The 22,392-nt window shown below is 53.3% G+C and carries 21 protein-coding genes and 1 pseudogene; 15 read left to right on the top strand and 7 right to left on the bottom strand.

From position 1 onward, the window contains the following. Positions 1 to 16 precede the first annotated feature (16 nt). The 3 genes from KO508_RS11125 to hisI are packed head-to-tail and all read left to right on the top strand — an operon-like array spanning position 17 to position 2,511. Positions 17 to 577, top strand: coding sequence for a hypothetical protein (locus KO508_RS11125; RefSeq protein ID WP_216008390.1), 561 nt, complete (start codon positions 17 to 19; stop codon positions 575 to 577). Further along, positions 578 to 1,966, top strand: a complete 1,389-nt coding sequence (locus KO508_RS11120) for a dihydroorotase (RefSeq protein ID WP_252738071.1) — start codon at positions 578 to 580, stop codon at positions 1,964 to 1,966. A 29-nt stretch (positions 1,967 to 1,995) separates the two neighbouring features. Next, a complete protein-coding gene (gene hisI, locus KO508_RS11115) occupies positions 1,996 to 2,511 on the top strand; it encodes a phosphoribosyl-AMP cyclohydrolase (protein ID WP_216008389.1) in 516 nt (171 codons plus the stop codon). A gap of 12 nt (positions 2,512 to 2,523) precedes the next feature. Here the strand turns inward: hisI and KO508_RS11110 are convergent, their stop codons facing one another. After that, positions 2,524 to 2,931, bottom strand: a complete 408-nt coding sequence (locus KO508_RS11110; protein WP_252738070.1) for a TraR/DksA C4-type zinc finger protein — start codon at positions 2,929 to 2,931, stop codon at positions 2,524 to 2,526. A gap of 6 nt (positions 2,932 to 2,937) precedes the next feature. Continuing rightward, on the bottom strand, positions 2,938 to 4,131 hold the full coding sequence (gene zigA, locus KO508_RS11105; protein WP_289851854.1) for a zinc metallochaperone GTPase ZigA: 1,194 nt from the start codon (positions 4,129 to 4,131) through the stop codon (positions 2,938 to 2,940). A gap of 137 nt (positions 4,132 to 4,268) precedes the next feature. Between zigA and KO508_RS11100 the strand changes: the two genes are divergently transcribed. Then, the gene (locus tag KO508_RS11100) at positions 4,269 to 4,904 is read left to right on the top strand and encodes a DUF1826 domain-containing protein (protein ID WP_216008386.1); all 636 of its coding nucleotides are present in this window, start codon (positions 4,269 to 4,271) and stop codon (positions 4,902 to 4,904) included. An 85-nt stretch (positions 4,905 to 4,989) separates the two neighbouring features. On the opposite strand, the gene KO508_RS11095 is transcribed toward KO508_RS11100, so the two are convergent. Together KO508_RS11095 and KO508_RS11090 are read right to left on the bottom strand one after the other, a co-directional pair. Next, entirely contained in the window at positions 4,990 to 6,327 is a 1,338-nt protein-coding gene (locus KO508_RS11095) for a peptidoglycan DD-metalloendopeptidase family protein (RefSeq protein WP_252738069.1), read from the bottom strand. A gap of 205 nt (positions 6,328 to 6,532) precedes the next feature. Continuing rightward, positions 6,533 to 7,114: a DUF2799 domain-containing protein gene (locus tag KO508_RS11090; protein ID WP_216008385.1), complete on the bottom strand. Its 582-nt coding sequence runs from the start codon at positions 7,112 to 7,114 to the stop codon at positions 6,533 to 6,535. A gap of 264 nt (positions 7,115 to 7,378) precedes the next feature. Here KO508_RS11090 and KO508_RS11085 point away from each other — a divergent pair, with 264 nt between their 5' ends. Continuing rightward, positions 7,379 to 8,383 carry a hypothetical protein gene (locus KO508_RS11085; protein ID WP_216008384.1) on the top strand — a complete coding sequence of 335 codons (1,005 nt, stop codon included), beginning with the start codon at positions 7,379 to 7,381 and terminating at the stop codon, positions 8,381 to 8,383. Positions 8,384 to 8,443: 60 nt separating this feature from the next. Here the strand turns inward: KO508_RS11085 and KO508_RS19070 are convergent. After that, positions 8,444 to 8,602, bottom strand: a pseudogene (locus tag KO508_RS19070) (hypothetical protein); the annotation flags it as partial. 99 nt (positions 8,603 to 8,701) lie between these two features. Here KO508_RS19070 and KO508_RS11080 point away from each other — a divergent pair. Together KO508_RS11080 and KO508_RS11075 are read left to right on the top strand one after the other, a co-directional pair. Beyond that, on the top strand, positions 8,702 to 8,914 hold the full coding sequence (locus tag KO508_RS11080; protein ID WP_354668033.1) for a sterol desaturase family protein: 213 nt from the start codon (positions 8,702 to 8,704) through the stop codon (positions 8,912 to 8,914). Further along, the gene (locus KO508_RS11075; RefSeq protein ID WP_216008382.1) at positions 8,915 to 9,163 is read left to right on the top strand and encodes a hypothetical protein; all 249 of its coding nucleotides are present in this window, start codon (positions 8,915 to 8,917) and stop codon (positions 9,161 to 9,163) included. A 13-nt stretch (positions 9,164 to 9,176) separates the two neighbouring features. Here the strand turns inward: KO508_RS11075 and KO508_RS11070 are convergent, their stop codons facing one another. Continuing rightward, entirely contained in the window at positions 9,177 to 10,076 is a 900-nt protein-coding gene (locus tag KO508_RS11070) for a LysR family transcriptional regulator (protein WP_216008381.1), read from the bottom strand. 195 nt (positions 10,077 to 10,271) lie between these two features. Between KO508_RS11070 and KO508_RS11065 the strand changes: the two genes are divergently transcribed. The 8 genes from KO508_RS11065 to KO508_RS18855 all read left to right on the top strand — a co-directional run bounded on the left by KO508_RS11065 (position 10,272) and on the right by KO508_RS18855 (position 19,758). Then, complete coding sequence (locus KO508_RS11065) at positions 10,272 to 11,231, top strand: quinone oxidoreductase family protein (protein ID WP_216008380.1); 960 nt, start codon at positions 10,272 to 10,274, stop codon at positions 11,229 to 11,231. Between the two features lie 49 nt (positions 11,232 to 11,280). Beyond that, a complete protein-coding gene (locus tag KO508_RS11060) occupies positions 11,281 to 11,979 on the top strand; it encodes a pirin family protein (protein ID WP_216008379.1) in 699 nt (232 codons plus the stop codon). A gap of 116 nt (positions 11,980 to 12,095) precedes the next feature. Beyond that, positions 12,096 to 12,695: an NAD(P)H:quinone oxidoreductase gene (gene wrbA / locus KO508_RS11055; RefSeq protein WP_216008378.1), complete on the top strand. Its 600-nt coding sequence runs from the start codon at positions 12,096 to 12,098 to the stop codon at positions 12,693 to 12,695. Between the two features lie 143 nt (positions 12,696 to 12,838). Then, the gene (locus KO508_RS11050; RefSeq protein ID WP_216008377.1) at positions 12,839 to 16,564 is read left to right on the top strand and encodes an ATP-binding protein; all 3,726 of its coding nucleotides are present in this window, start codon (positions 12,839 to 12,841) and stop codon (positions 16,562 to 16,564) included. Beyond that, positions 16,557 to 17,192, top strand: coding sequence for a condensin complex protein MksE (locus KO508_RS11045; protein ID WP_216008376.1), 636 nt, complete (start codon positions 16,557 to 16,559; stop codon positions 17,190 to 17,192). Before KO508_RS11050 ends, KO508_RS11045 begins: the two co-directional genes overlap by 8 nt. Continuing rightward, complete coding sequence (locus tag KO508_RS11040) at positions 17,192 to 18,436, top strand: hypothetical protein (protein ID WP_216008375.1); 1,245 nt, start codon at positions 17,192 to 17,194, stop codon at positions 18,434 to 18,436. Before KO508_RS11045 ends, KO508_RS11040 begins: the two co-directional genes overlap by 1 nt. Next, positions 18,426 to 19,268, top strand: a complete 843-nt coding sequence (locus KO508_RS11035; RefSeq protein ID WP_216008374.1) for a DUF7281 domain-containing protein — start codon at positions 18,426 to 18,428, stop codon at positions 19,266 to 19,268. The genes KO508_RS11040 and KO508_RS11035 overlap by 11 nt, the downstream gene beginning before the upstream one ends. A gap of 100 nt (positions 19,269 to 19,368) precedes the next feature. Beyond that, positions 19,369 to 19,758 (top strand): fibronectin type III domain-containing protein, encoded by a 390-nt coding sequence (locus tag KO508_RS18855; protein WP_252738068.1) that lies wholly within the window; start codon positions 19,369 to 19,371, stop codon positions 19,756 to 19,758. A gap of 43 nt (positions 19,759 to 19,801) precedes the next feature. Here KO508_RS18855 and KO508_RS11025 read toward each other — a convergent pair whose 3' ends face one another. Further along, a complete protein-coding gene (locus tag KO508_RS11025) occupies positions 19,802 to 22,369 on the bottom strand; it encodes a CHASE2 domain-containing protein (RefSeq protein WP_216008373.1) in 2,568 nt (855 codons plus the stop codon). Positions 22,370 to 22,392: the final 23 nt, after the last annotated feature.

Genomic DNA, 22,392 nt, shown 5'->3' with positions numbered 1-22,392 from the left:
ATAAGGAAAACTCCGGATGATTCGTAAAAACCCCCGCGGCGACTTACCGCAGATTCACCCCACCGCTTTTGTCGATCCAACCGCTATCCTCTGCGGGCTGGTGATTGTGGAGGAGAATGTATTTATCGGCCCTTATGCGGTCATACGGGCGGATGAGATGGATGCCGACAACCACATAGAACCGATCATCATCGGTGCCCATTCCAACATTCAGGATGGCGTGGTTATTCACTCGAAATCTGGGGCAAAAGTCACCATTGGCCAGCGCACCTCCATTGCACACCGCGCCATCGTGCACGGTCCATGCACAGTCGGCAACGGCGTGTTCATCGGATTCAACAGCGTTCTTTTCAACTGCGTTATCGAAGACGGCTGCGTTGTGCGCTACAACGCTGTAGTCGATGGCTGCCATTTGCCTCCAGGATTTTACGTCCAGTCTACCGAACGCATTGGCGCGGAAACCGACCTTGCGTCTTTACCGCAAGTGTCGGCCGATGCCAGCGAGTTTTCTGAAGATGTGGCCCGGACCAACAACGATCTGGTCCGCGGCTACAAACACATCCAGAACGAATTCTGAATGACCATGCCGGACAACTGCGATATAACCCATAACGAAGACTCACCCATACGCCATGCAGATCTTTTGGTGCAAGGCGGCACGGTAATGACACCGAACGGAGCAGAGCTGGTTGACATTGCATGCTCTGACGGCCGAATCATTGCAATGGGGGCCCTGCAAGGCCGATGGACGGCAGACACCTGTTTGGATGCCCAAGGCCTGCATGTGTTGCCCGGGGTCATTGATAGCCAGGTGCATTTCCGTGAGCCCGGTCTGACCCACAAGGAAGACCTCGAGGCCGGTACCCGTGGCGCTGTGTTGGGCGGTGTAACGGGCGTTTTCGAAATGCCCAACACCAACCCTCTGACACTCTGGCGTGAAGACCTTCAGTCCAAACTTGATGCCGCCAAAGATCGTGCCTGGTGTGATTATGCCTTCTACATTGGCGGCTCCGGTGTCAACGCCAAACAATTACAAACACTGGAAAACCTGCCCGGATGTGCCGGCGTGAAAGTCTTCATGGGTAGTTCATTCGGTGACCTGCTTGCAGACGATGAAGCAGTACTACGCAGCATTCTGCATCACGGTAACAGGCGCATGGCCGTGCACGCCGAGGATGAAGCCCGACTACGTGAGCGCAAATCTATCGTTGATGACAGCGGTAACATTTGCCACCACTCCGATTGGCGCGATGTAGAAAGCGCGCTCAGTGCCACTCGACGCATCGTTGCCATAGCCGGTGAGACAGGCCGCCGACTGCACATTCTTCATATATCAACCGCCGAGGAAATGCAGTACCTGGCTCAGCATAAGCAACGAGTAACTGTGGAAGTGACACCCCACCATCTGACCATGGCGGCACCGGAGTGCTACCAGCGTCTGGGCAGCCTGGCACAGATGAATCCACCGGTTCGGGAACCGCGTCACCAGGATGCCTTGTGGCACGCGATCCAAACCGGTGTAGTGGACGTAATCGGCAGCGATCATGCCCCGCATACACTGGAAGAAAAATCCAAACCCTATCCCCAATCACCGAGCGGAATGACTGGCGTGCAAACATTATTACCGGTAATGCTCGACCACGTGCATGCAGGACGTCTAAGCCTGCAAAGGCTGGTTGACCTGTCCAGTGCTGGCCCTGCCCGCATTTTCGGGATTCAGGGTAAAGGGCGTATTGCCGTGGGGTACGACGCCGACCTGACACTGGTAGACCTGGCCGCCCGGCGAACCATCAACAACGAGTGGATCGCAAGCCGAAGTGGCTGGACCCCATATGATGGCAAGCCGGTCACTGGCTGGCCAATCCATACGGTCGTTCGTGGCCGGGTGGTGGTGCGCGATGAAGCATTGGTGGGCGCACCCCCAGGGCACCCCATCCGTTTTCTGGAAACACCTGCCGTTTTTTGAATCTACATATCATCAGAGAGAAAAATCCCATGAAAAAACAACCTTCCAGCCCGCAAAATGCCGCCCGGTACCCGGTAGGTTTTGCTCCGAGAACATCCATTGAGCAAGTGGAAGAAGGACACGAATTTGCACCAAAATTTGGTTCGGACGGCCTAGTTGCCTGCATAACCAGTGATGCAGGCAGTGGCGAGGTGCTCATGCTGGGTTACATGAACAAGGAAGCCCTCGAGAAAACCATTATCACAGGGGAAGCTCACTACTGGAGCCGCAGTCGTGAGGTTATCTGGCATAAAGGTGCTACCAGCGGATTGGTTCAGGAGGTTGTCGAAATGCGTGTGGATGACGATCAGGACGCAATCTGGCTCAGGGTAAAAGTCTCGGGGTCAGGCGCCAGCTGCCACGTGGGGTACCGTTCGTGCTTTTACCGAAAGGTACCGATTGCGGCAGAGAGAGCAAACAGTGACGCCCTGATGTTTGTTGAGCATGACAAACAGTTTGATCCAGTTGAAGTGTATGGCGATGCGCCAAACCCGACCATACTGTAAGCCTGCCAATACTCAGTGCCGATAGTTTTGCTCTCTACGTTCGTTCAGTATTTTTACCTCGGCACATAGCTCTGCAGTAGGCCGAAGTAGCAACCGGGCGATCCCGATAGGTTCGCCTGATTCCAGACAGTATCCATAGTCGCCGCTGGAAATACGTTTCATTGCAGCATCGATTTTTGGCAGAAGGCGGCGCTCCCTGTCGACAATGCGAAGCGCCAGCCGCGACTCTTCCTCATAGGAGGCGCGGTCTGCTTCATCATTCATTTCGGGCGGGCAGGCGAGTTGCTGTTTGGCATCTTCAATACTACTCATGGTCTCGATGCGCAGCTTTTCGAGCACCCGCCGGAAATAATCGAGTTGCGCTTCGTTCATGTAATCGTTAGCAGAAGCCTGCAACAGTTCATCTTTCGTTATACCCATTCCCATTTACTCCCAAGCCGGAAAGGGATCATTCAGTGTTTGCCAGAACGATTTACCGGCGAGAAGCTGCTCTTCATCCAGAAGACACTCATCCAGCTGACGGGAAATGGCGGCCTGATCCAGATTCTGGCCAATGAAGACCAGCTCCTGACGCATATCGCCGAACGGTTCTACCCAGGTTTCCATGATCGACTGGCGATACTCCGGATCTGCAGGCCAAGAGTTCTCTGGCACGGCCTTCCAGAACATTCCGGCGAACCCGTGCCGAGCTATGCCTCCCGCTTGGCTCCAGTGCCCGGCGAACTCCGGACGGGTGGCAAGCCAGAAATAACCCTTGGAACGTATAAGTTTGCCACCGGAAACCGGTTGGTGCAGGAACTCATAGAACTTTTCAGGATGAAAGGGGCGACGGGCGCGGTACACAAAGCTGGAAATGCCGTACTCCTCCGTTTCCGGAATGTGTTCGCCGCGCATTTCTTTTAACCATCCTGGTGCCTGCTGAGCACGCTCAAAACTGAATCTGTGGGTATTCAGCACCTTCTCAAGTGGTACGGCGCCTTTCTCTATGGGGTATATTTCCGCTTCTGAATTGAGGCTGCGAAGCACGCCCTTGAGTCTGTCCAGGTCGCTTTGGGAGACCAGGTCCGTTTTGCTGATCAGCAGGATATCGCTGAATTCAATCTGATCAACAAGCAGGTCCGCCACGCTGCGCTCATCTTCCTCGCCCAGACTTTCTCCAGTTTCATGTAACGATTGGGCTTCATCAAAATCCTTCAGGAAATTAACTGCGTCCACCACAGTAACCATGGTGTCGAGCCTGGCAATATCAGACAGGCTTACACCGTCTTCATCAGCAAAAGTAAAGGTTTCTGCTACCGGCAGAGGCTCAGAGATCCCGGTAGATTCGATGACCAGACAGTCGAAACGACCTTCTGCAGCAAGTTTGCGCACTTCGATCAACAAATCTTCTCTCAGGGTGCAGCAGATACAGCCATTACTCATTTCAACGAGCTTTTCTTCCGACCGGTTCAAGGTGACTTCCTGTTGAACCTGAGCGGCATCAATATTGACTTCGCTCATGTCATTGACGATCACAGCAACCCGTGTTCCCTCCCGATTATTAAGGATATGGTTCAGTACCGTCGTTTTACCTGCGCCTAAAAATCCGGACAGTACGGTGACGGGAAGGCGGGTATCCAGATGATCCATGCACAATCTCCTTGGTAGTTAGGTTCAGTGTTTGCACATTGCTTTACAGTAGATATGTTATAACATAACATTTGTTGCTGAAAAGTGATACGCATTTTGCGAGACGTGAGCCTCAGGAGCACTCAACGATGTCTGGAGAAAACACGGGCCTTTCCCTACCGATAGCGGTGCACGGCGGTATACCCGAGTGCCTGACTGAAATATTCAGAGATGAAGTTAACCTGGCCGTGTGGGAGCGCCCGCTCTCCAGTGAAAGCGTCAGCTTTGCTCATCAATTTTCAAAAGAAGCCGGCGTTTTCGAACGTTTTGTGGGCATAGAGCTGGGGGATAGTGTTGACCAGATCCTGCCTACCTGGGCTCAGGCACTGCCGGGCGCTATACCCTGGCTGGCAGATGTAAATGAGGTTGTTGAGATGTTTGGCTGTCTGTTCAAGCCTGCCGCTATTGGCGTCCGGTTACACGTGCTCCCGGACACCATGTGTCCCCGGTTTCACACCGACCGGGTGCCAGTGCGCTTGCTGGTGACCTATGCGGGAAGGGGTACCGAGTGGTTAGCTGAGAATCAAGTAAAACGGGGAGCGTCGCCCGGACCACTTCCCGATCAGACAGTCAGCGCCACGGATATCCAGATTATGCCAACCGGTGCTGTGTCTCTTCTCAAGGGGGAGTCGTGGATAGGCAATGAGGGCCGGGGGCTTGTCCATCGTTCCCCAGAACCGGGCACCAGCCCCCGGCTTATATTGGGCCTGGATTGGCTTTCCTGATTTTGAAAAATACCAGCATGAAGTGACTAGCTTTATACTCCGGGTAGCTCCGGAGACGTGAGCGCGAACGGTTTCCGATGGATATTCAGCTCTTCGGCTTCAGGGATGATGGTGTGTCGGCCGTGAACAGTTCCGACCGACTGGCGGCATACTTCATAATAGCCAGTTGCTCGCTGAGCTGTTCTTTGAAGCGCGCTATAGCACCCCTGGGTACGGAAGCTGCTGTGGGGATGTCAGCGGTCAGGGGGTCTACGGGGCGACCGTTGATGTGAAGCTCGAAATGAAGGTGAGGGCCAGTGCTGCGCCCGGTATTGCCAGACAGGGCAATTTTCTGACCTCTTTGTACTTGCGCGCCTTTCTTGACCAGAACCTTGTGCAGATGGAGGTACCGCGTTGCGTGAGCGCCACCGTGATCAATGTCGATATACTTCCCGGCATAGGGATGGTTGCCAATCCTTCGCACCGTGCCGTCGCCCGTGCTGACTATTGGTGTACCTGTCGGGGTGGCAAGATCTACACCGTTATGGGGAGACCGGCGCCCGGTGATCGGATGTAAGCGGTTTTGATTGAAGGCAGAGCTCACACGGAAAGGTTTTTGGGTGGGCCAGCGCAGGAAAGCCGGTGTCACGCTCTCACCCTTCTCGTTATAGTAGTTACCATCATCGAACAGGAACGCAGAGAGGGTTCGGGAGCCGCGTGCGAGTGACACAGCTTCGAGCCGGGTATTGCCTGTGCCATGGCTGTCAGTCATCTCATGACCAACCATTACTGTAAATGTATCACCGGCTCGCAAGTCGCGTCGAAAATCCAGCTTGCTCCCCAACAACTGGTCTATCAACAGAACCTGAGCTCTGGTCAACCCCGAACGTAAAGCTGAAGCATAAAGGCTTCCGTCAATCCTGCCCCTGAGGACTTCCGAGACCCAATGAGTATCCTTTTCAAGCTTCTGGTACTCAAATCTTCCATCCGGCAGTTTCATGTAAGCTATTTTTCGGGCCGCGTCCAGCCGGAGCGCCAGCCCCGAAAACTCACCATCGGAACCGTATAAGAACGAAAGTTCGCTCCCCGGCTTCAGTGTTTCCAGAGACAGGTACTCAGCATCTGCTTCCATGATTCGGGATAAGTCGGCCGAAGGCACTTCGCTGGCCTGAAAAATCTCACTCAGGGTGTCTCCGGGCTGGACGTGCCTTACTCGTACGCCACTGTATAGTGACTCTTCAGACCACTCCTTGCTCGTACTCGAAAAATTGTCCTTGGCATACTGCTCCAACAAGCGTGGCTCAGAACTGTCCTTCTCAGCCAAAGGCTTCTGTGTCAATGCGGGCGACGTTTTCATTGGCAGCAAGCTGGCAACGAATACAACTACCACTACAGCACCCAGAAGACATTTTTGGCTTAGTGTTAAATCAAGCGGCAGTCTCATTCTGGGTAGTACTCCTGACTGTTCATACAAGGCGTGGATCGAACGTGGGCTATGTGCCAAGCCAACAGTGTACTACAGGCTCCATCACCGCAACCCGGTTGCGCTTCGCTTTTGAGTGATATGTTATAACATGACGGTCGGGAGCGAAAGATCGTTTTAATCGGAGCTAGCTGCGTCTGAGGGTGAGAGTGATCGAAGTGACCACTCAAAGGTCCAACAAGTACAATCTCTCCAACCGAAACAAATCGCGATTCAGCTCGCGCAGTTTGTCGTAAAGTTCTCGCAGCTCCCGGTTTATTTCGAGCCGTTCCTTAGACGATGTATCGTCATCGCTAAGGAGTTGCTCCTTACGCGAGATGTCTCGTTCGACGGTCTCTATATTCGTATCAATCTCGTGAATCATCTCGCCTTTGCTAAACTCAGCCAGAAAGCCCCGTTCTAAGTCTGGTGGGCATACGCCACGGTAGCGATTGCCTTCGCGCCCTTCATCAAACCCTTTGCGTGGCGTGCAGTATTGTTTTAGGCCTGCGTCCCTGCCGGCGTAGTAGCGGTCTGCCTGCGGCTCAACCTTGTACTCTGCGCATGCTTCGTAGTGCTTGTGCAAGCGGGCGCGGGTGTAACCTTTAGATCCGTCTTTGCGGCCGATTTCTTGCCAGTCAGCAGTTTTACACTCGCCTTCCGAGAGTGTTGCACAGCCAGAAAACCCGGCAAAGAGCAATCCAACGAGCGCAGCCCGCGTGATACAATGTAGGGGAGTTTTTTTGAAGCACGTGCTAACTTTCTGCATCTACTGTGATCTCCCTATCTGGCTTGCATTGTCGTGCCTAGTAGTGGCGCTGTCTTGTTGGTAACAGTATGACTCTATCTTTTGCAGGGGCAGAATAACAGCCAAAGGCGTCCCAAGAAGAGGTGCGCACTGTTGCGGAACGAGTAAATTGAGGGGGAGGCCGACGACGAGTTCTGGCAAGGGCTTGACGGGATGATCGCGGCTACTAGATTAAGAGTTTATAAGTAATAGAATCCACTCATCTGGGAACGATAGGCGACAATCATGAAGGATTTTGAAGTAGGGACTATTATTGGGCTGCTCCGGCGCACGGCGCCATTTTTGATTTTTCGATTTTTGATCTATTTTGGCATAACTTTAGGGTATGTAATTATCACCGGTGCTGGTGCCGGGGTTGGCTATGGTGCGGGGGCCGTGTTCGGGGATTCAGCCGTTGGTGGCACCTATGGCGGCCTTATTGGGTTTGGTATCGCCAGTGGCATCATGTATTTCCTGCGCGAGTATCTCCTGTATATGGTCAAAGCCGGGCATATCGCTGTATTGGTGGAGGTGATGGACGGTGGGGAGATTCCAGAAGGTCGTGGACAAATTGATCATGCGCAAGCCGTGGTCAAAGAGCGTTTTGCTGAATCCTCTGTGCTGTTTGGCGTGGACCAGCTAATCAAGGGTGTTCTCAAATCATTCAACCGGGCTTTCTTCACCTTAGCCGCAATTCTGCCGATCCCCGGTATTGAAGCGGTTGCGAAGTTTCTGAATACCGTGATTCGGTTGTCACTAACTTATTTGGATGAAGTGATTCTCGCTTACAACATACGTACCCAGTCCGACAATCCTTGGGCTTCTAGCCGCAGCGCGCTGATTCTTTACGCCCAGAATTATCAAGTTTTTCTAAAGAATGCGGCCTTTCTAGCGCTGATTATCTGGTTTTTAACCTTCATCGTTTTCTTGATTATCCTTGCTCCGGTCGCCGGGCTGGTGGCGTTATTCCCCGGTACTGCCGGGCCGCTGACCTTTGCAATTGCTTTGGTATTCGCTTGGGGTATTAAGCAGGCGGTGATTGAGCCATTTGGGATGACGGCTTTGATGCAGGTATTTTTTAAAGCAACGGAAGGCCAGCAACCGAACCCAGAGTGGGAACAGAAGTTGGATTCGGTTTCCGACAAGTTTGAGGAACTGAAAGTAAAAGCGAGCCAGTGGGTCGGCAAACATGATGCGCCAGTGAAAACGGCAGAGGCGACTGCGGGAAAAGATACGCAAACGCCTGAGTAACGCCAGAAGTCCTAAATGCCTTTATTGTCATGCACTTGCCGCGCCCTCGCTATGGGGGCGCTAGTTTTTTAAGGCCTTACTTTTCTCCTGCCACTTTTTAGACGATAAACCACAGCCCTTTAGAAAGAAGTGGTTAAACGAGCTTTGTTCTCTAAACCCGAGTAGCTGGCTGATCTGTAATATACTCAAGTTCAAATGCTGCAGATAATCCTGTGCGTGGTGTAAGCGAGCATCCTATAACGACCCTTGGTTTTGGCAGTTTTCCATGGCCACGCTCGCCATTAGCATGGCGGGATTGTTGCCGGGTGTTGAAGCTCACTGCTGGATAACTTCTTGTATTACTGGGTGCACAGGTACATGCATGAGAACAAGTGGCTGTTCCGGAACGTGCATAGCGTGCACCACCGAGTACGCCACACCTGCGGTGTCATCGGGAATTGCATGCACTGGCTGGAGTACACCTTGACCGCTGCGGTCACCTTGATAGGGCCGATTCTATTGGGCGCGCACATTTATGTATTATGGCTGTGAGTGATTATTCGGCAGATTGAAGGTGCCGATGGCCATATCGGTTATGACATTCCATGGAACCCGGTACACCTGCTTCCTGTGTATCAGGGGTCGGTGTATCACGACTTCCACCACGCCAAGTTTAAAGGCAACAACGCAGGGTTTTTGCCTTATCTCCATAGATACATGGGAAAAACTAATGTTCCAGTCTGCTTAAGCTACCTGAAGGCCAAGAACCGTGGGCTAACCGCCGCTGAGATTGAGCAATAGAGCAAGGCGGAGCTCAATCCCAGTAGGGTGGATCGCCAAAATACCCATCAATAAAATCAACAAAACTCCGAACCTTGCTGGCCAGAAGCTGCCGGTGTGCGTACACCGCATAGAGCCCCATGGGCTCGGGTTCGTACTCCTGTAGGATAACTTTGAGCTTTCCCTCTTTAATGGCCGGGCCTGAAATAAACGTGGGCAGCAAGGCGATTCCCGCTCCACTGATAGCTGCTTCCATCAGGACATCCCCATTGTTGCTGGTAATACCGGCTCTGTCGTTCTGACCATTGTTTAGCAACCATCGGTGTAGAGGTTGGCTGGAATCCAGCTCTATGTAGCTATAACGCAGGTAACGGTGGCCCTGAAGATCTTCGAGATGTTTGGGGGTGCCATTTTGCTTCAAGTAGTCCGGTGAAGCGCATACCGCCATTCTAATCGGGGCAACCCGCTTGGCGATCAGTGAGGAGCTTTTCAGGTGGCCGATGCGAAGCACTACATCGAACCCCTCTTCAACCACATCTACTTTGCGGTCATTCAATTGCAAGTCGATGCCCACCCCGGGGTGAGCTTTCTGATACTCGCTCAACATGGGGGCCATGTGGCGAATTACGAAGGACACAGGCGCGCTGATTCTTAGCAGGCCGCGAGCTTCAGATTGCAGGTCGCCAATTTGGCATTCCATATCTTCAATGTCGTGAAGCACCTGTTGTGCCCGCAGGTGATAGCTGGCTCCTGCCTCAGTCAGATGTATCTGCCGAGTGGTGCGGTTGAGCAAGCGCACACCCAAATGTTCTTCGAGCTGGGAAACGTACTTGCTGACCAACTGTGGGGACATGTCTAGCTTGTCTGCGGCGCGGGTAAACGCGCCTTCACTCACCACAGTAACAAAGGCGCGCATGGCATCGAGGCGGTCCATAGGTTCATCCTGGTCCTGAGGTTTTCATCGATTATCAACGCTGCGTTGATAGTAACTCAACAATAGCCCGCTTATTCTTGCGATTGGGCGATAGTAGAGTGGTTCCATCATTTGGAGCGCTTCGGTGGTATCAACCGGTGACGCTTCGCAGTAACGGATAAAGTGAAACTCTAAACCTAATTATCGAGGGCGATTATGCAAGCCTTACAGTTTTCAGCAACCGGCTCACTCGATTCGCTGCAAATAAACGATATACCCAAGCCTGTGCCGGGTGTTGGCGAGGTTTTGGTGGAGGTTCGGGCTGCAGGCCTGAACCCCAGCGATTTGAAAAACGTACAGGGGCTTTTTCCCTACACCACAACGCCGCGTATTCCCGGTAGGGATTTCGCCGGTGTTGTTGCAGACGGGCCTGCGGAGCTTATAGGCAAGGCAGTCTGGGGCGGTACAGGTAAAGGCTTTAGTTTCACTCAAGATGGCTGTCATGCGCAGTATGTGGTTATACCCGCGAATGCCGTGGCGCCCAAACCGGAATCGCTCACCTTTGCTCAGGCAGCCACGTTTGGAGTTCCGTACATTACAGCTTGGGATGCCTTGGAGCGGAGCCAAGTTGCGGAGGGTACCCGATTTTTGATCATCGGCGCTGGAGCCGTAGCCAAGGCAGCGCAGGCGCTGGCGAAAACCAGAGGTGCCAATGTTGTACTGGGTGTTCGCCGTGCCGAGGTTGCGCAGGAGTTGGAGGCGCAGGGTATTAATGCTTTCCAACTACCAGAGGCCGAGAAGCTGCCGGAGCAGGCACAAACTCGCTTTCAGGGGCAGTCGCCGGAGGTCATTTTCGATACCACTGGCCACTGGCTGCCAACTGCGGTGAAGGCGCTCGGCCCCTTTGGGCGCATAGCGGTTATTGCTGCACCGGCAGACGGGCTGACTAGCATGCCCATTCTTGACCTATACCGCCGTGGCGGCTCGGTCATCGGGGTTAACTCGCTGCTATACAGCTTGGAAGATTGCGCAAAGATGTTTGAGCGAATCAGTGCAGCGTTTGATGGCGACCTGCCTATTCCTGACAACTTTACCGAGGTGCCGCTCTCGGAAGCTATTGCGGCGTACAACAAGGTACATAAGGGTGGGTCTGAAAAGATCGTTTTAATCCCTTAAAGCACCATGATTTTACCGTCATGATTTACACGAAACAGAAGGTCACACAATGATTGAACTTAGATCCCACAGTGAACTCGGCGGTGCCCATCACGGTTGGTTGGATACTCGCCACCACTTTTCATTCGCAGAATATTACGACCCGAATCGCATGCACTGGGGAAATCTCAGAGTATGGAATGACGACACTATCGCTCCGCGCTCTGGCTTTCCACGCCACCCGCACCGCGACATGGAAATCATTACCTATGTCCGCAAGGGAGCCATAACGCACCAAGACAGCCTTGGCAACAAAGGCCGTACCGAGGCCGGTGATGTGCAGGTGATGAGCGCGGGAACAGGTATTGCCCACAGCGAGATGAATGAAGAAGATGAAACCACGCAGATCTTCCAGATCTGGATCATGCCTAACGAAGCGGGCCTGCCGCCCACCTGGGGCACTAAGCCGTTTCCCAAGGGTGAACGCAGTGGATCATTCGTTACTCTCGCCAGCGGTATTCCCGGCGATGACGATGCTTTGCCTATACGAACGGATGCACGCATGGTGGCGGCAACGATTGAGGCAGGTAAGAGCACTGAATACCGTATTGCCACTGGGCGCAAAGTCTACTTGGTGCCTGCGACCGGCAAGATAGATGTAAACGGAGTAGTTGCTTCTGCGGGCGATGGCGTTGCGATCAGCGATGAGCGATTGCTCAAGGTAAGTGGGCTGGAAGACAGCGAAATCGTGCTGGTAGATGTGGCCTGAGAAGTCTTTCCGGTTTGTTGGAGGCGGGCTGCACTACTACATTGAGTGAGAGTGTTGCCCGCCTCTCTCCTGAAAATATGCACATGTATAAACCAAAACAGAAGAAGGATATATAAATGACGAAGATTCTGGTTCTTTACTACTCCATGTACGGCCATATCGAAACCATGGCAAACGAAGTAGCTAAAGGCGCCCGCAGCGTGGCGGGTGTGGAAGTAGCCCTGAAGCGTATACCCGAAACCATGGATGCTGAAGCTTTCAAAGGTGCTGGCGGCAAGGTTGATCAAGCGGCACCTGTTGCTTCACCCATCGAACTGGGCGACTACGACGCCATTATTGTTGGTACACCGACCCGTTTCGGCAACATGGCCGGTCAGGTGCGCACCTTCTTTGACCAAACCGGCGGCCTTTGGGCTAAAGGTGCTCTGGCAGGCAAGGTAGCGAGTGTGTTCACTTCAACAGGCACCGGTGGTGGTCAGGAAATGACGATCACGTCGACCTGGACCACCTTGGCACACCATGGCATGGTTATCGTTCCAATCGGCTACACCACGCCAGCGTTGTTTGATGTTTCACAAGTGGGTGGCGGCACGCCGTATGGCGCATCCACAATTGCCGGTGGCGATGGCTCACGCCAGCCAGATGAGCGTGAGTTGAGTATTGCCCGCCATCAAGGTGAGCATGTAGCAAAAATCGCAGCCAAGCTTAAAGGCTAATCCACCTTTTCAGAGCCATTAGGTAGACAAGTTATGACCAGCGGCTCTGAGCGATGTTTGAGCTAGTTCCATAGCTTTGTCCGGAAACTATTCCCTGTATACTGCGGGTATCAAGAACGACCTGCCGTTACGGGGAAATCAGTTTGTCTGGCGAGACTGTAAGCTACGGATTGGAAAGCATCATCCTTCATCACTCCTTCAAACAAGTGAAGGGGCGAACCATCAAAATCGACTGCCGTGAACGAACCCATCTGGGTGGTGTCAACGGGGCTGGTAAAACCTCTGTTTTGGCTCTTGTTCCGGCGTTTTTCGGTGAAGAACCGGAGCGCATCGTTACCAAAGCATCGGGCAAACTGTCTTTTCTGGACTATTATCTGCCCAGTTTCCAAAGCCTGATCATTTTTGAGTACCGGCGAAGCACGGGGTTGCACTGTGCGGTGATGTACCGCCATGCACAGGGAAAGCCCTGTTACCGGTTTGTGGCCGGGTCCGCTGAAGAAACCTTTTTTGCACTAGAAGTGAAAGAGTTGCTTCAGGCCGGGGCCATTGCAGATGATGTGTTCGCAGCGCTTCGTAAACGCGGCACTACTGTTTCAAAAATTATAGATACGATTACCAATTACCGGGCCATCATTCAGCGCAATCAAAAGCTGTTGAAACGGCTTCCTGCGGATGCCCGAGCGCTCCGGGCTCTGGCGGCTGAGTTTGGCCTGGGTGACAGCGACACCCAGATGACCAACATTGACCGCCTGACCCATGTGGTGTTGAACAAGCACCGGCTGCTTAGCAGCTTCAAAACCATGATCTGCGAAACCCAGTTTGAGAATATCCATCAGCACGCCAAGCCTCGCGCCATTGATCGCAAAGATCTGATCGCGGATATACAGAGCCTTTCTGCGTTTGCAGGCGAAGAAGAAAAGATCCGTGAATGCTTGAGAAAGGATGCAGAGCGCAGGGCGATTCTTGAACAGGCGGATAAGTCCGTAGCCAACCTGCACGCGTCTGTTGATGAGGCCCGGGAGAAGGTCAGTGAACTGGGGGAGCAGAAAGAGCGGCTTGAAGCGGATAGAAGCAATCGAAGAGCGGAGTTTGAAGATAGCGATCGCCAACTGGCCCGAGAGGTAACGGATCGCAATGCCGAGTTTGAATCCCTGGACGGGCAAGTAGCCGCCCTGCACAAGCAGAACGACAGATATGAAGAGGATGGGCTCTCAGAGCTGGCCCAGAGTTTCGATAATCTCGCCGACTACCGGCAGCGCTTGGCTACAGCGCAAGCAGACTACGACAGTCTTACGGGTAAAGCCTCTGCCATTGAAGGCGAGTATGAGCTAGAGAAACAGAGCATTCAGCGCGAGCATGAAAAGCAGCAGACCCAACGCCAGCAGCGGCTGAGGGAAGCCACTGACGCGCTCACCTCAGCAAAGCATTCCTATGATCTGAAGCTGAATTCCATCAAAACAAGTCAGGTTACGGCGGTATCTGAGTACAAGGGTGGCCGTTCGGAGGAGCGCTCGGAACTGACGAGTGAGCAGGCCCGTCTGTTAGCACTGCGGGAAAATCCGGGGCAAACGGAAACGGAGCAGCAGGAAATCGCGATTGCGGAGCAGGCTGCTGAAGAAGCATCGGAGCAGGTGTCTCTGGCCCATGAAAATCGGTTAGAAGCTGGGCGCAAAAGAGACCAGGCAGACCGGGACTGGAAAGTTGCGCAGGATCAGGTTCAGCACATGGATGACAAAATCCAGACGCTGGAAAACAGGTTTAACGAACTGCAGCGGCAGATTGCCCCTGAAGACGGTACCTGGTTGTCACAGCTACGGGCCCAAGACCCGGCGTGGGGCAACCACCTGGCAAAGGTCGTCAATCCCGGTCTGCTGCACAGAAAAGATCTAGCGCCAACCCGCGATCATGATGCAAATAGCGCGGCTGTTATGGGTTGGCAGCTTGCATTGGATGCCTTGCCCATTCCGGATTTTGCTGCCTCCGAAGAAGCCCTACAAGAAAGCAGCCGGAGTATAGATGCAGAACGCCAGGCTGCGTTCAAACAACGGGCGGAAACCGAGCGAGAGGCTCAGCGCAGGCATGAGACCTACAAGGAACGTGCCGCCGCTGCCGATCGACTGGAAACCGAGTTCTCGCTGTTCAAGCGTGCTCGCGATAACGCGCAGAACAAATTAGCTAACGTGCGCCAACGTGTTAAAGAGGCGCAGGCCGCTCGGATCGCAAAGGTCACTAAAGAGCTTGAGGCCGTCCAGAGCAAGCTTCAGGCCTTTGACGAACAAACAGGCGAGGGCGTGCGGGAGGTTGAATCCGGGTTCCAGCAACAAGTTCTGGATATGCGCGCTCATTGGGCAGAGAAAGAGTGCGAACTGCAAACCAGCATAGATCACCAAAGCGAGCTGATCGCTTCCGCGGAATCCGACCACAAAGCCCGGCTCAAGAGCAAACGCCAGATATACGATCAGCGTCTGTCTGAAGAAGGCATTGATCCGAAGGAAGTTCAAAAGGCACGAGAGGCGTTAAACAAGCTCAAAGACACTGTCGAAACCATTGTGGCGTCTGAAGACCTTGTTCGCGGCTATCGCAAATGGCGCGAGCAGGAGTGGTGCAAGGTTGAAGCGCTTACCGAGCAAGCCAATCAAGCCAAAGCCAAATGTGAGGCTGCCGCCCGTACCCGAGAGCAAGCAGAGCGCTCATGGAAAGAGCAGGACAACAAGCTGAAGGTGTCTATTGCTGAGCATCAAGCAGCAATCAAAAAACGTCGCGATCAAACGGAAGCGGCAGAGGCTGTGCTCAAGCATTTCCAGAGCAATACCTTCTCCGAAGGCTTCCCGGGTAATATAGCCGATCTTACCCAAGAGCTTCAGGGTGCTTACCAAAAGCTGGAGCAGCTGCGCAGAGAGGTGGTGGGCACGTTCGATCAGGCCACCGCAATCCTGAACCGATACGACAACACCCAAATCCAGCAAGCGTGGCAGAAGCTATCAGCCTATCGGCGCGGACAGATTGCGGGCGAGGTGCTGGACCATGAGGAGAGCTTCAAGCTGGCGCGGGTTCCGGATCTGCGAGAGTTATTGGATACCGATATACCTCAGCTCCGGGATGCACTGATTGATCAGTTTGTGTCTGAGGCTGGCAGCCTGGAGAAGTATTTCGATAGCCTGGAAGTTATGGCTCGTGAGGTGAAGGCGGTTTCCAATCTTTTGAAACAAAAGATTAATACCGACCAGCACATTGAAAGCCTGAGCGATATACAGGTTGTGCTCGAACCCAGAATCTACGAGGACGAAACCTGGCAGCCGTTGAAAGAGTTTGTGGACCAATGGCAAAACTGGATTCAAATGAACCGGCGCTCTTTGCCCAGTGATGCGATTCTTCGGCGCTTTAAGCTGGTTACTGACACGCTCAGTGATGCCAAGGTAAAAGACAGTGTCGAGTCGATGATCGACATGCGCCTGGAAATGAAAGAAAACGATCGCCAGGTGGTCATCCGCACCGATGCGGACTTCCTGTCGGCTAGCTCAACCGGCCTGACCTATCTGGCGATAATGACGGTGTTCATGGGGCTCACTCGTTATCTGTGCCCAGATTTGAATACGCGCATTACCTGGCCCATTGACGAGTTGGGTACGCTCAGCCCTAATAACATCTCTCATCTTGCGGATATGCTGGAAGCCAACAATCTGACGATGATTTCTGCCTGCCCTAAGCTCGACAGAAGCTTGAGGAAGTTCTTTGAGAACAAGATCTCCCTCAAACAGGGACGGATTCATACCTACGAATCCTCCGGGATTGAAGGAAAACACGCGGAGCTGTTCTCCAGCGTGAGCCAGAATGAAAAAGTAACAGACGAGGTAACAAGGCATGAGTAGTCCGTTATTCGAGCGAACCGTAACGGCGTTGCTGCAGGAGCGGGTTATCTGTGAGGTCAGTGATGATGAGCTGTACAACTACCTGCTTATGCCCGCCAATCAGGACTCTGTGAATCGATTCCTGGCTCAGATAAACCGAACGCTTCGTCAGACCAGTGCTCGCGATGCCTTCGTTTGCGCCTATCTGGACACCTCCGACACCGATACCAAGGATGCGATTCGTCATCAGTTCCGGGACGTTGCCAACAACCTTGAAGCCTTCGTGCAGTTTCTGCGGCTTGTGATGATGTTGGAAGCAAACGACCGCCCAATTTTACCTGGCGACAAGTTATCTGAAGGCGCCATACTCGACCGTATTGCGGCAGCGCCTTCTTTGGAATCGAAACTGAGATCGCTGGCGGAGAAAAAGGTGTTTCACACCAAGCGTGCAGATTCTGCCGGCCAGATTCGTGCAGTGCTTTCCAGCCTGGAAAAGATGGGCTACTTGAAGGCTGTAGGCACCAGCGGCAGCCTTTTCAGAGCCACTGGCCGTTGGAGCTGGCTGTACGATGCCATGACATTCATACAGACCCACGAAGGCATTCAGGGCTCTGACGACACCGACTCCGAGCAAATGAGGCTGCACTGATGGCCCGCGCTCATGATGCCCATGGAACGCTTCGTGCGCTGGCCAAGTATGGCGAAGCCATTCTGGAGGCGCACCTACGAAACGGCAACCGAGTGCCGGATTCCGATGACAACCTTGGCCTGATCGAAACCCTTGAGCATCACCGCCTGGTATGGCGGATTGGTGATAACGAAGATCTGCAACTGAAGAAGGTGCTGGTCCAGTTTCTGGATCACATCACCGAATCGGAGCGGCGCCGATACGCCAGTGCCCAAGTGGATATTCTTTGGCAGCAACTCAGTGACTTGTTTCTGGAATACAAAGAAGCAAAAAAGCGGTCGGCTCTGACTGATATTGACCGGCTGGAAGGAGAGATCAAGGAATGCCTCGCGGATGTCATTGAGGATATCCGGAACGCCACCGAGGCCTTCGCCACCTACATCAATACCGGCTTCGCCTACATCACAGATCTGCAATTGCGCATTCGTGAAAACGAGCGGGTTATCGAGCGCGCGGGTCGCCTCATTACCTTGTTTGAGAGCTTTCGTATTCGTGAGCTGGCGGAGCAGGCGGGTTCCGATGCCTTCTTGAAGCGACTGTTATTGCGGCATTTGCCGGCCACCTTGGAATCTTCACAGAAGAACCTCTCCTACGCCCTTAACCAGCTGCGGAAAATGCTGGTGCGCATGCGTGAGGATCAACGGCTGAGTCGAATGGTGGGTGCCTTCGAAGCGCACTTTATTAACAACCGAGGATTTGAACCCTCAATAGATCATCTGGACTTGAGGCATGTTCCGGAGTATCTGAATACGGTGGAGCCGTTTCAAATAAAGGGCTTCGGCGATATTTACGATTCAGCTGACGATCTGGAGCTGATAGAAATCGCCGCAAAGGCGCGGACAATCCCTATAGAGATAGAAGATAAGTCTGTTCCGGAAGGTATGGCCACGGTTAACTTTGACGTTGATGGTGAGACAGAAGTCGAGGAAGAAGACCCGGTAGAAGAGGCTATTGAAGGGCTGATTCAGCAGGTGGTTGACGGTGCTCTTGGCGAACGGAGCATTCTCGCCTCAGAAGCTCTGGCCAGCACGGGACTGGAGATAGATAAAGCCGATTGGCTACAGGCCATTGTGTCCGAAATTGAATCCTTGTCTGATGGCGACCAACAGTATATTGAGGTGATCTATCATCGGGTGCCACACCGCATCTATCCAGACAATGTGATGGTTTCCGATCTCACCTTACGGCACAGCAATGCGTGCTGAAGTCAGCGCGATTGAGCGCTTGTTAAGGGCTGGGAAAGCGACCGTGCGGCGCGGCAAAGTCTGGGACCAGATATGCGTAGAGACGGGCGTTGGGCAGGTTGTTGGCAAGGAGATTCACTTCACCCCGGAAGAGCGGCAGCGGCTGAGAGAATACGCCAAAGCTGAACATGGTCTAGACCCGCAATATGACTCCCTCTCGGGCGGCCGCATGGCAATGGCCAGCCACAATGCCAGTGAAAAGCTCAGCCCGGATTCAGTCTTCGGCGAACTGCTTGTGTTGGCGACTGCCGGAGCTACACATTTAAGGGTGAGCGGTGAGAGTGTCTCAACACCTCGGGGCAGTGTGCTCAGTGTGCGCTCTGAGTGTTTGGACACAGACTGTCTTCAAACTCAAAATCTGGTCATCATCGAAAACGGTGGTTTGATGCCCTACTGGGCGGACTTCAAGCTTCCGGTTCAGTTCACGAACTCAATCATTCTGTACCGGGGGCACCGGGAAAACGTTCGTGGGGTTACTGAACTGGCCATAAATCATCCTGCGGATAAATTGGCTTGGTTTTTCGATTATGATCCAGCTGGGCAGTCGCTCGCTCTCGATCAAGGTAAGGGCTGCACGCTCGTCCCCGCGGACTGGAGAGAACTTGATAGGCACACGCCATTTAACCAACCGAAAGTGCACCGCAGTCAATCCGTAGCTCTGAAAAGACTGAAAGACCGGGCCACCGGGGAGCTTCTAGCCATTGCCGAACATATGGCGCGCCATGAGTTGGCGGTGATGCAGGAGCATTTGGTGCGGCGGAACGTGCGACTAATGGAATTGACCATTGCCTAAAAACGAACCGGATTTTCTGGTTTTCACTAATTTTATATCGATCCCTGTTCGCATTTTGTACAATTCAATAGTTGCGACAATGGGTTGGTGGAATCATGCTATGGAGCTCGTTATTAAACTGTCAAATGCATGGATTGCTCCAATTGCTCTGGGAATATTGCTTACGGGCTGCGGCGGCTCTTCTGATCCCACCTATTCAGGCCTTGATAGTCAAACAGCGGCAATGCTGAGCTGGAGTGCGCCAAGAAGCCGTGTGAACGGCGAAGGCATAAGGATGGCCGAGCTGGACAAGTACATCATTCGTTATGGTACAAATGCCGGTGCTTTGGATAAGGAGATTATTATTGCGGATGCTCAGAAAGACGCGCACATGGTGTATGTAGTGCGCGATTTGGATGCCGGGGTTTGGTACTTTACGATTCTGGTTCAAGATAGCGGCGGTTTGCTTAGCGCGCCGTCCGAAATGGTTAGCAAAGAAATTGAATTCTAGGGAGCTTTGGTACCTGCCGATTGGTTACTGTTGCCGCTATGGGCTAGGGCAGGGGTTCGGCAATCGGAAGCTTAAGCGTGAATGATGCCCCTTCTCCCGGGCGGGAGACAACGTATATCTCGCCTCGATGCTTCTCAACGACTGTTTTCACGAACGAAAGCCCCAGCCCGGTTCCATGAACGCCCGCCAGCTCACTGCTTTTTTGGCGCCGATACCGGTCAAATAGATAAGGCAGCTCTTCCGGGTCAATCCCTGCACCGTCGTCGACAATGGTCAGGCAAGCCTGGTGTCCCGCACGAAATACTTGAATACTCACCGCTGAACCGGCCGGGCTGTACTGTACGGCGTTGGTGAGCAGGTTGATAACGGCTCTTTCGAGTAGTTCGGCATTTCCCCTCAACCACAAATCCTCTGTGCCTTGCAGTTGTAGTGCGATCTGTTTCTCTACGGCCTGCTCACTCACGCTGTCCCGGGCATTTTCAACAATGGACAAAAACTCGCATTCATAAAAACGGGTCTCGGTTAGCTGTTCTGCACGGGCCAGTTGCACGAATTCTTCAGCTAGATGGTAGCTTCGTCTTGCTAATCGCCCAAGTTGCTCCAATTGGCTTCGGTCAATGTGAGTGGGATCGCGTTTTAGTTGCTCAATCAGTGCCAGTTGAGACACCAGCGGTGAGCGTACATCGTGTGAAATAAAGTCAATCGCCTCTCGGTGCTGGCGTTGCTGTTCTCTAAGCTCGGATATATCCGAAATATTGGCAATGATGCCGTATTGCACGCTATCGGGGAGGGCGAAGGGTGCAAAATGGATGAGAAAATCCTTATCCCGTATTTTTAGATCCACTGTGCGGCTTTGCAGCATCGTGAGCGTTTCAGAAACGGTCTCATACCAGGGTGGTGTCTCGCGTGGGTCGTGACCTTCTAAAAGCCGGGTTAGGGGAAGCCCGCTAAGGCTGGGCATGGGCTCGCCAAACCACTCTTCAATGTGGCCGTTGGCGAACCGTATGATGCCGAGTTCATCGGTTACGATGATGCCATCCGGCATGCGCTCGAAACTGCGCCGGATAAATTCCTGCATGTGGTTTAAGCGCTGTGTAGCTACTTTAACCCGTTCAATACGAGCTGAAATATTTTCGCTGGGGCTAAGCCTTTTTTCGAAGGTTTCTGTGCTTGAGAGCTTAAGGCGCCGCAAGTAGCGTTGTATTGCCTCTAGGTTCAAATTGTTGGGTAAGATAAGCCCCAAGGTGTAGCAAACATTGCCACGGTCGAGCCGAATCCAGCTTTGGTTGCCGCTGTGATGCCACAACCCCGCCTCCAAGTTGGTGGGGACATCTTTCAGGTTCAGGTTTCGGCTCGATATAATGTCGTGAGCTTCCGTCAGCAGCCAGCCTTGCGGCTGAAACAGTGCTTGGAAGTGTTCAAGGAGTTGGCTCGCTGGGTGCTTTGCTGGTTCGGGGAGCGCTACTCTGGGGGTGCGAACCAGTCCGTCCAGCTGGCGGTTCAGAAAGTGGTTGGTCATCGCTAAGCGCATACCGCTGGCAACAGGGAAGGCGACTAAAGGTATGATCAAAGCGTTAGCCACAGGAAGCCATATGTTGACTGTATGCAACAATACTAAATACAGACTTAGAATGGCGGCGCCAACGGTGATGCATGCCAAGAGCGTGCGCGCTGGGCGCACTCGGGGTAACAAGGTAGCCAGGGCTACAAGTGTGATCAGGGCGAGGGCTACGCCTGTCCATTTAGGGGCTGGGCTGATTAGGCGCAGCTGTTGAATAGCTGAAAATGTATTGGCGTGGAACTCCACACCAGACATGGGCTGGCTGAGGCCAGAAAAGGGCGTTGGCAAAATGTCTCCCAATCCGGCTGCCGTGGCGCCAACAAAGACCGTTTTTCCGTGAAAGGCATCTGGCGACATGGCCGCGCTAAGCACATCGCTGTAGGAGTGGGTGGATAATGTGCCCGCCCTGCCTGCAAGCGGAACAATCCGGTAATCGTCTCGTACATTTATAAATGCCGGTAACCCTTGTGTATCGGGTTCTCGGGGGCTGGCGCCTGAGGCCGCAAGTGCGAGACTAGGCCATAATTGGCGTCCCATGCCATTAAATAGGTAGAGCCCTCGGGCAATACCATCATGATCCAGCTCAACGTGTGCGTGGCCCAGGCGTGACGCTGCTGATATCAAGTTGCCGGGAGGTAGCTGCTCGCTTAGCTGCAAGCGCGGGTTTGAGGGTGCCAGATGAATTGGCAGCACTACGTCCCCGTGAGCCTGCATAGCACTTGCGAGCTTGGTGTCATCCGTAGAGGGTTCGGTAAATAGAACATCGAACACAATGGTTTTTGCGCCAGCTTGATGCAGCTTATGTATCAAGTTCGCATGAGTTTCGCGAGGCCATGGCCAGCGGCCCTGACGGGCCAGACTGAGATCATCAATAGCCACAATGGCGATGTTCGGAGAGGTAACAGTGGGGTTGGCTAGTAGGGCAGAATCCAGAAGCCAGTAATCAATTCGCTGCGGCAAGTCTGTTGTTTCGGCGAGCAAGGATAGGAACAAAAGTGCAAGACCGAGTGTCCATGGGGTCGTTTTTATTGGCAACCAATCCCGGTTCATGAGTCCTACTTGTGCGTCAATTG

The sequence above is a fragment of the Marinobacter salexigens genome (genome assembly GCF_018860765.1).
Taxonomy (GTDB): Bacteria; Pseudomonadota; Gammaproteobacteria; order Pseudomonadales; family Oleiphilaceae; genus Marinobacter; species Marinobacter salexigens_A.
Note: the sequence above shows the minus strand (reverse complement) of the source record. Positions and strands in the feature narration are given on the sequence as shown.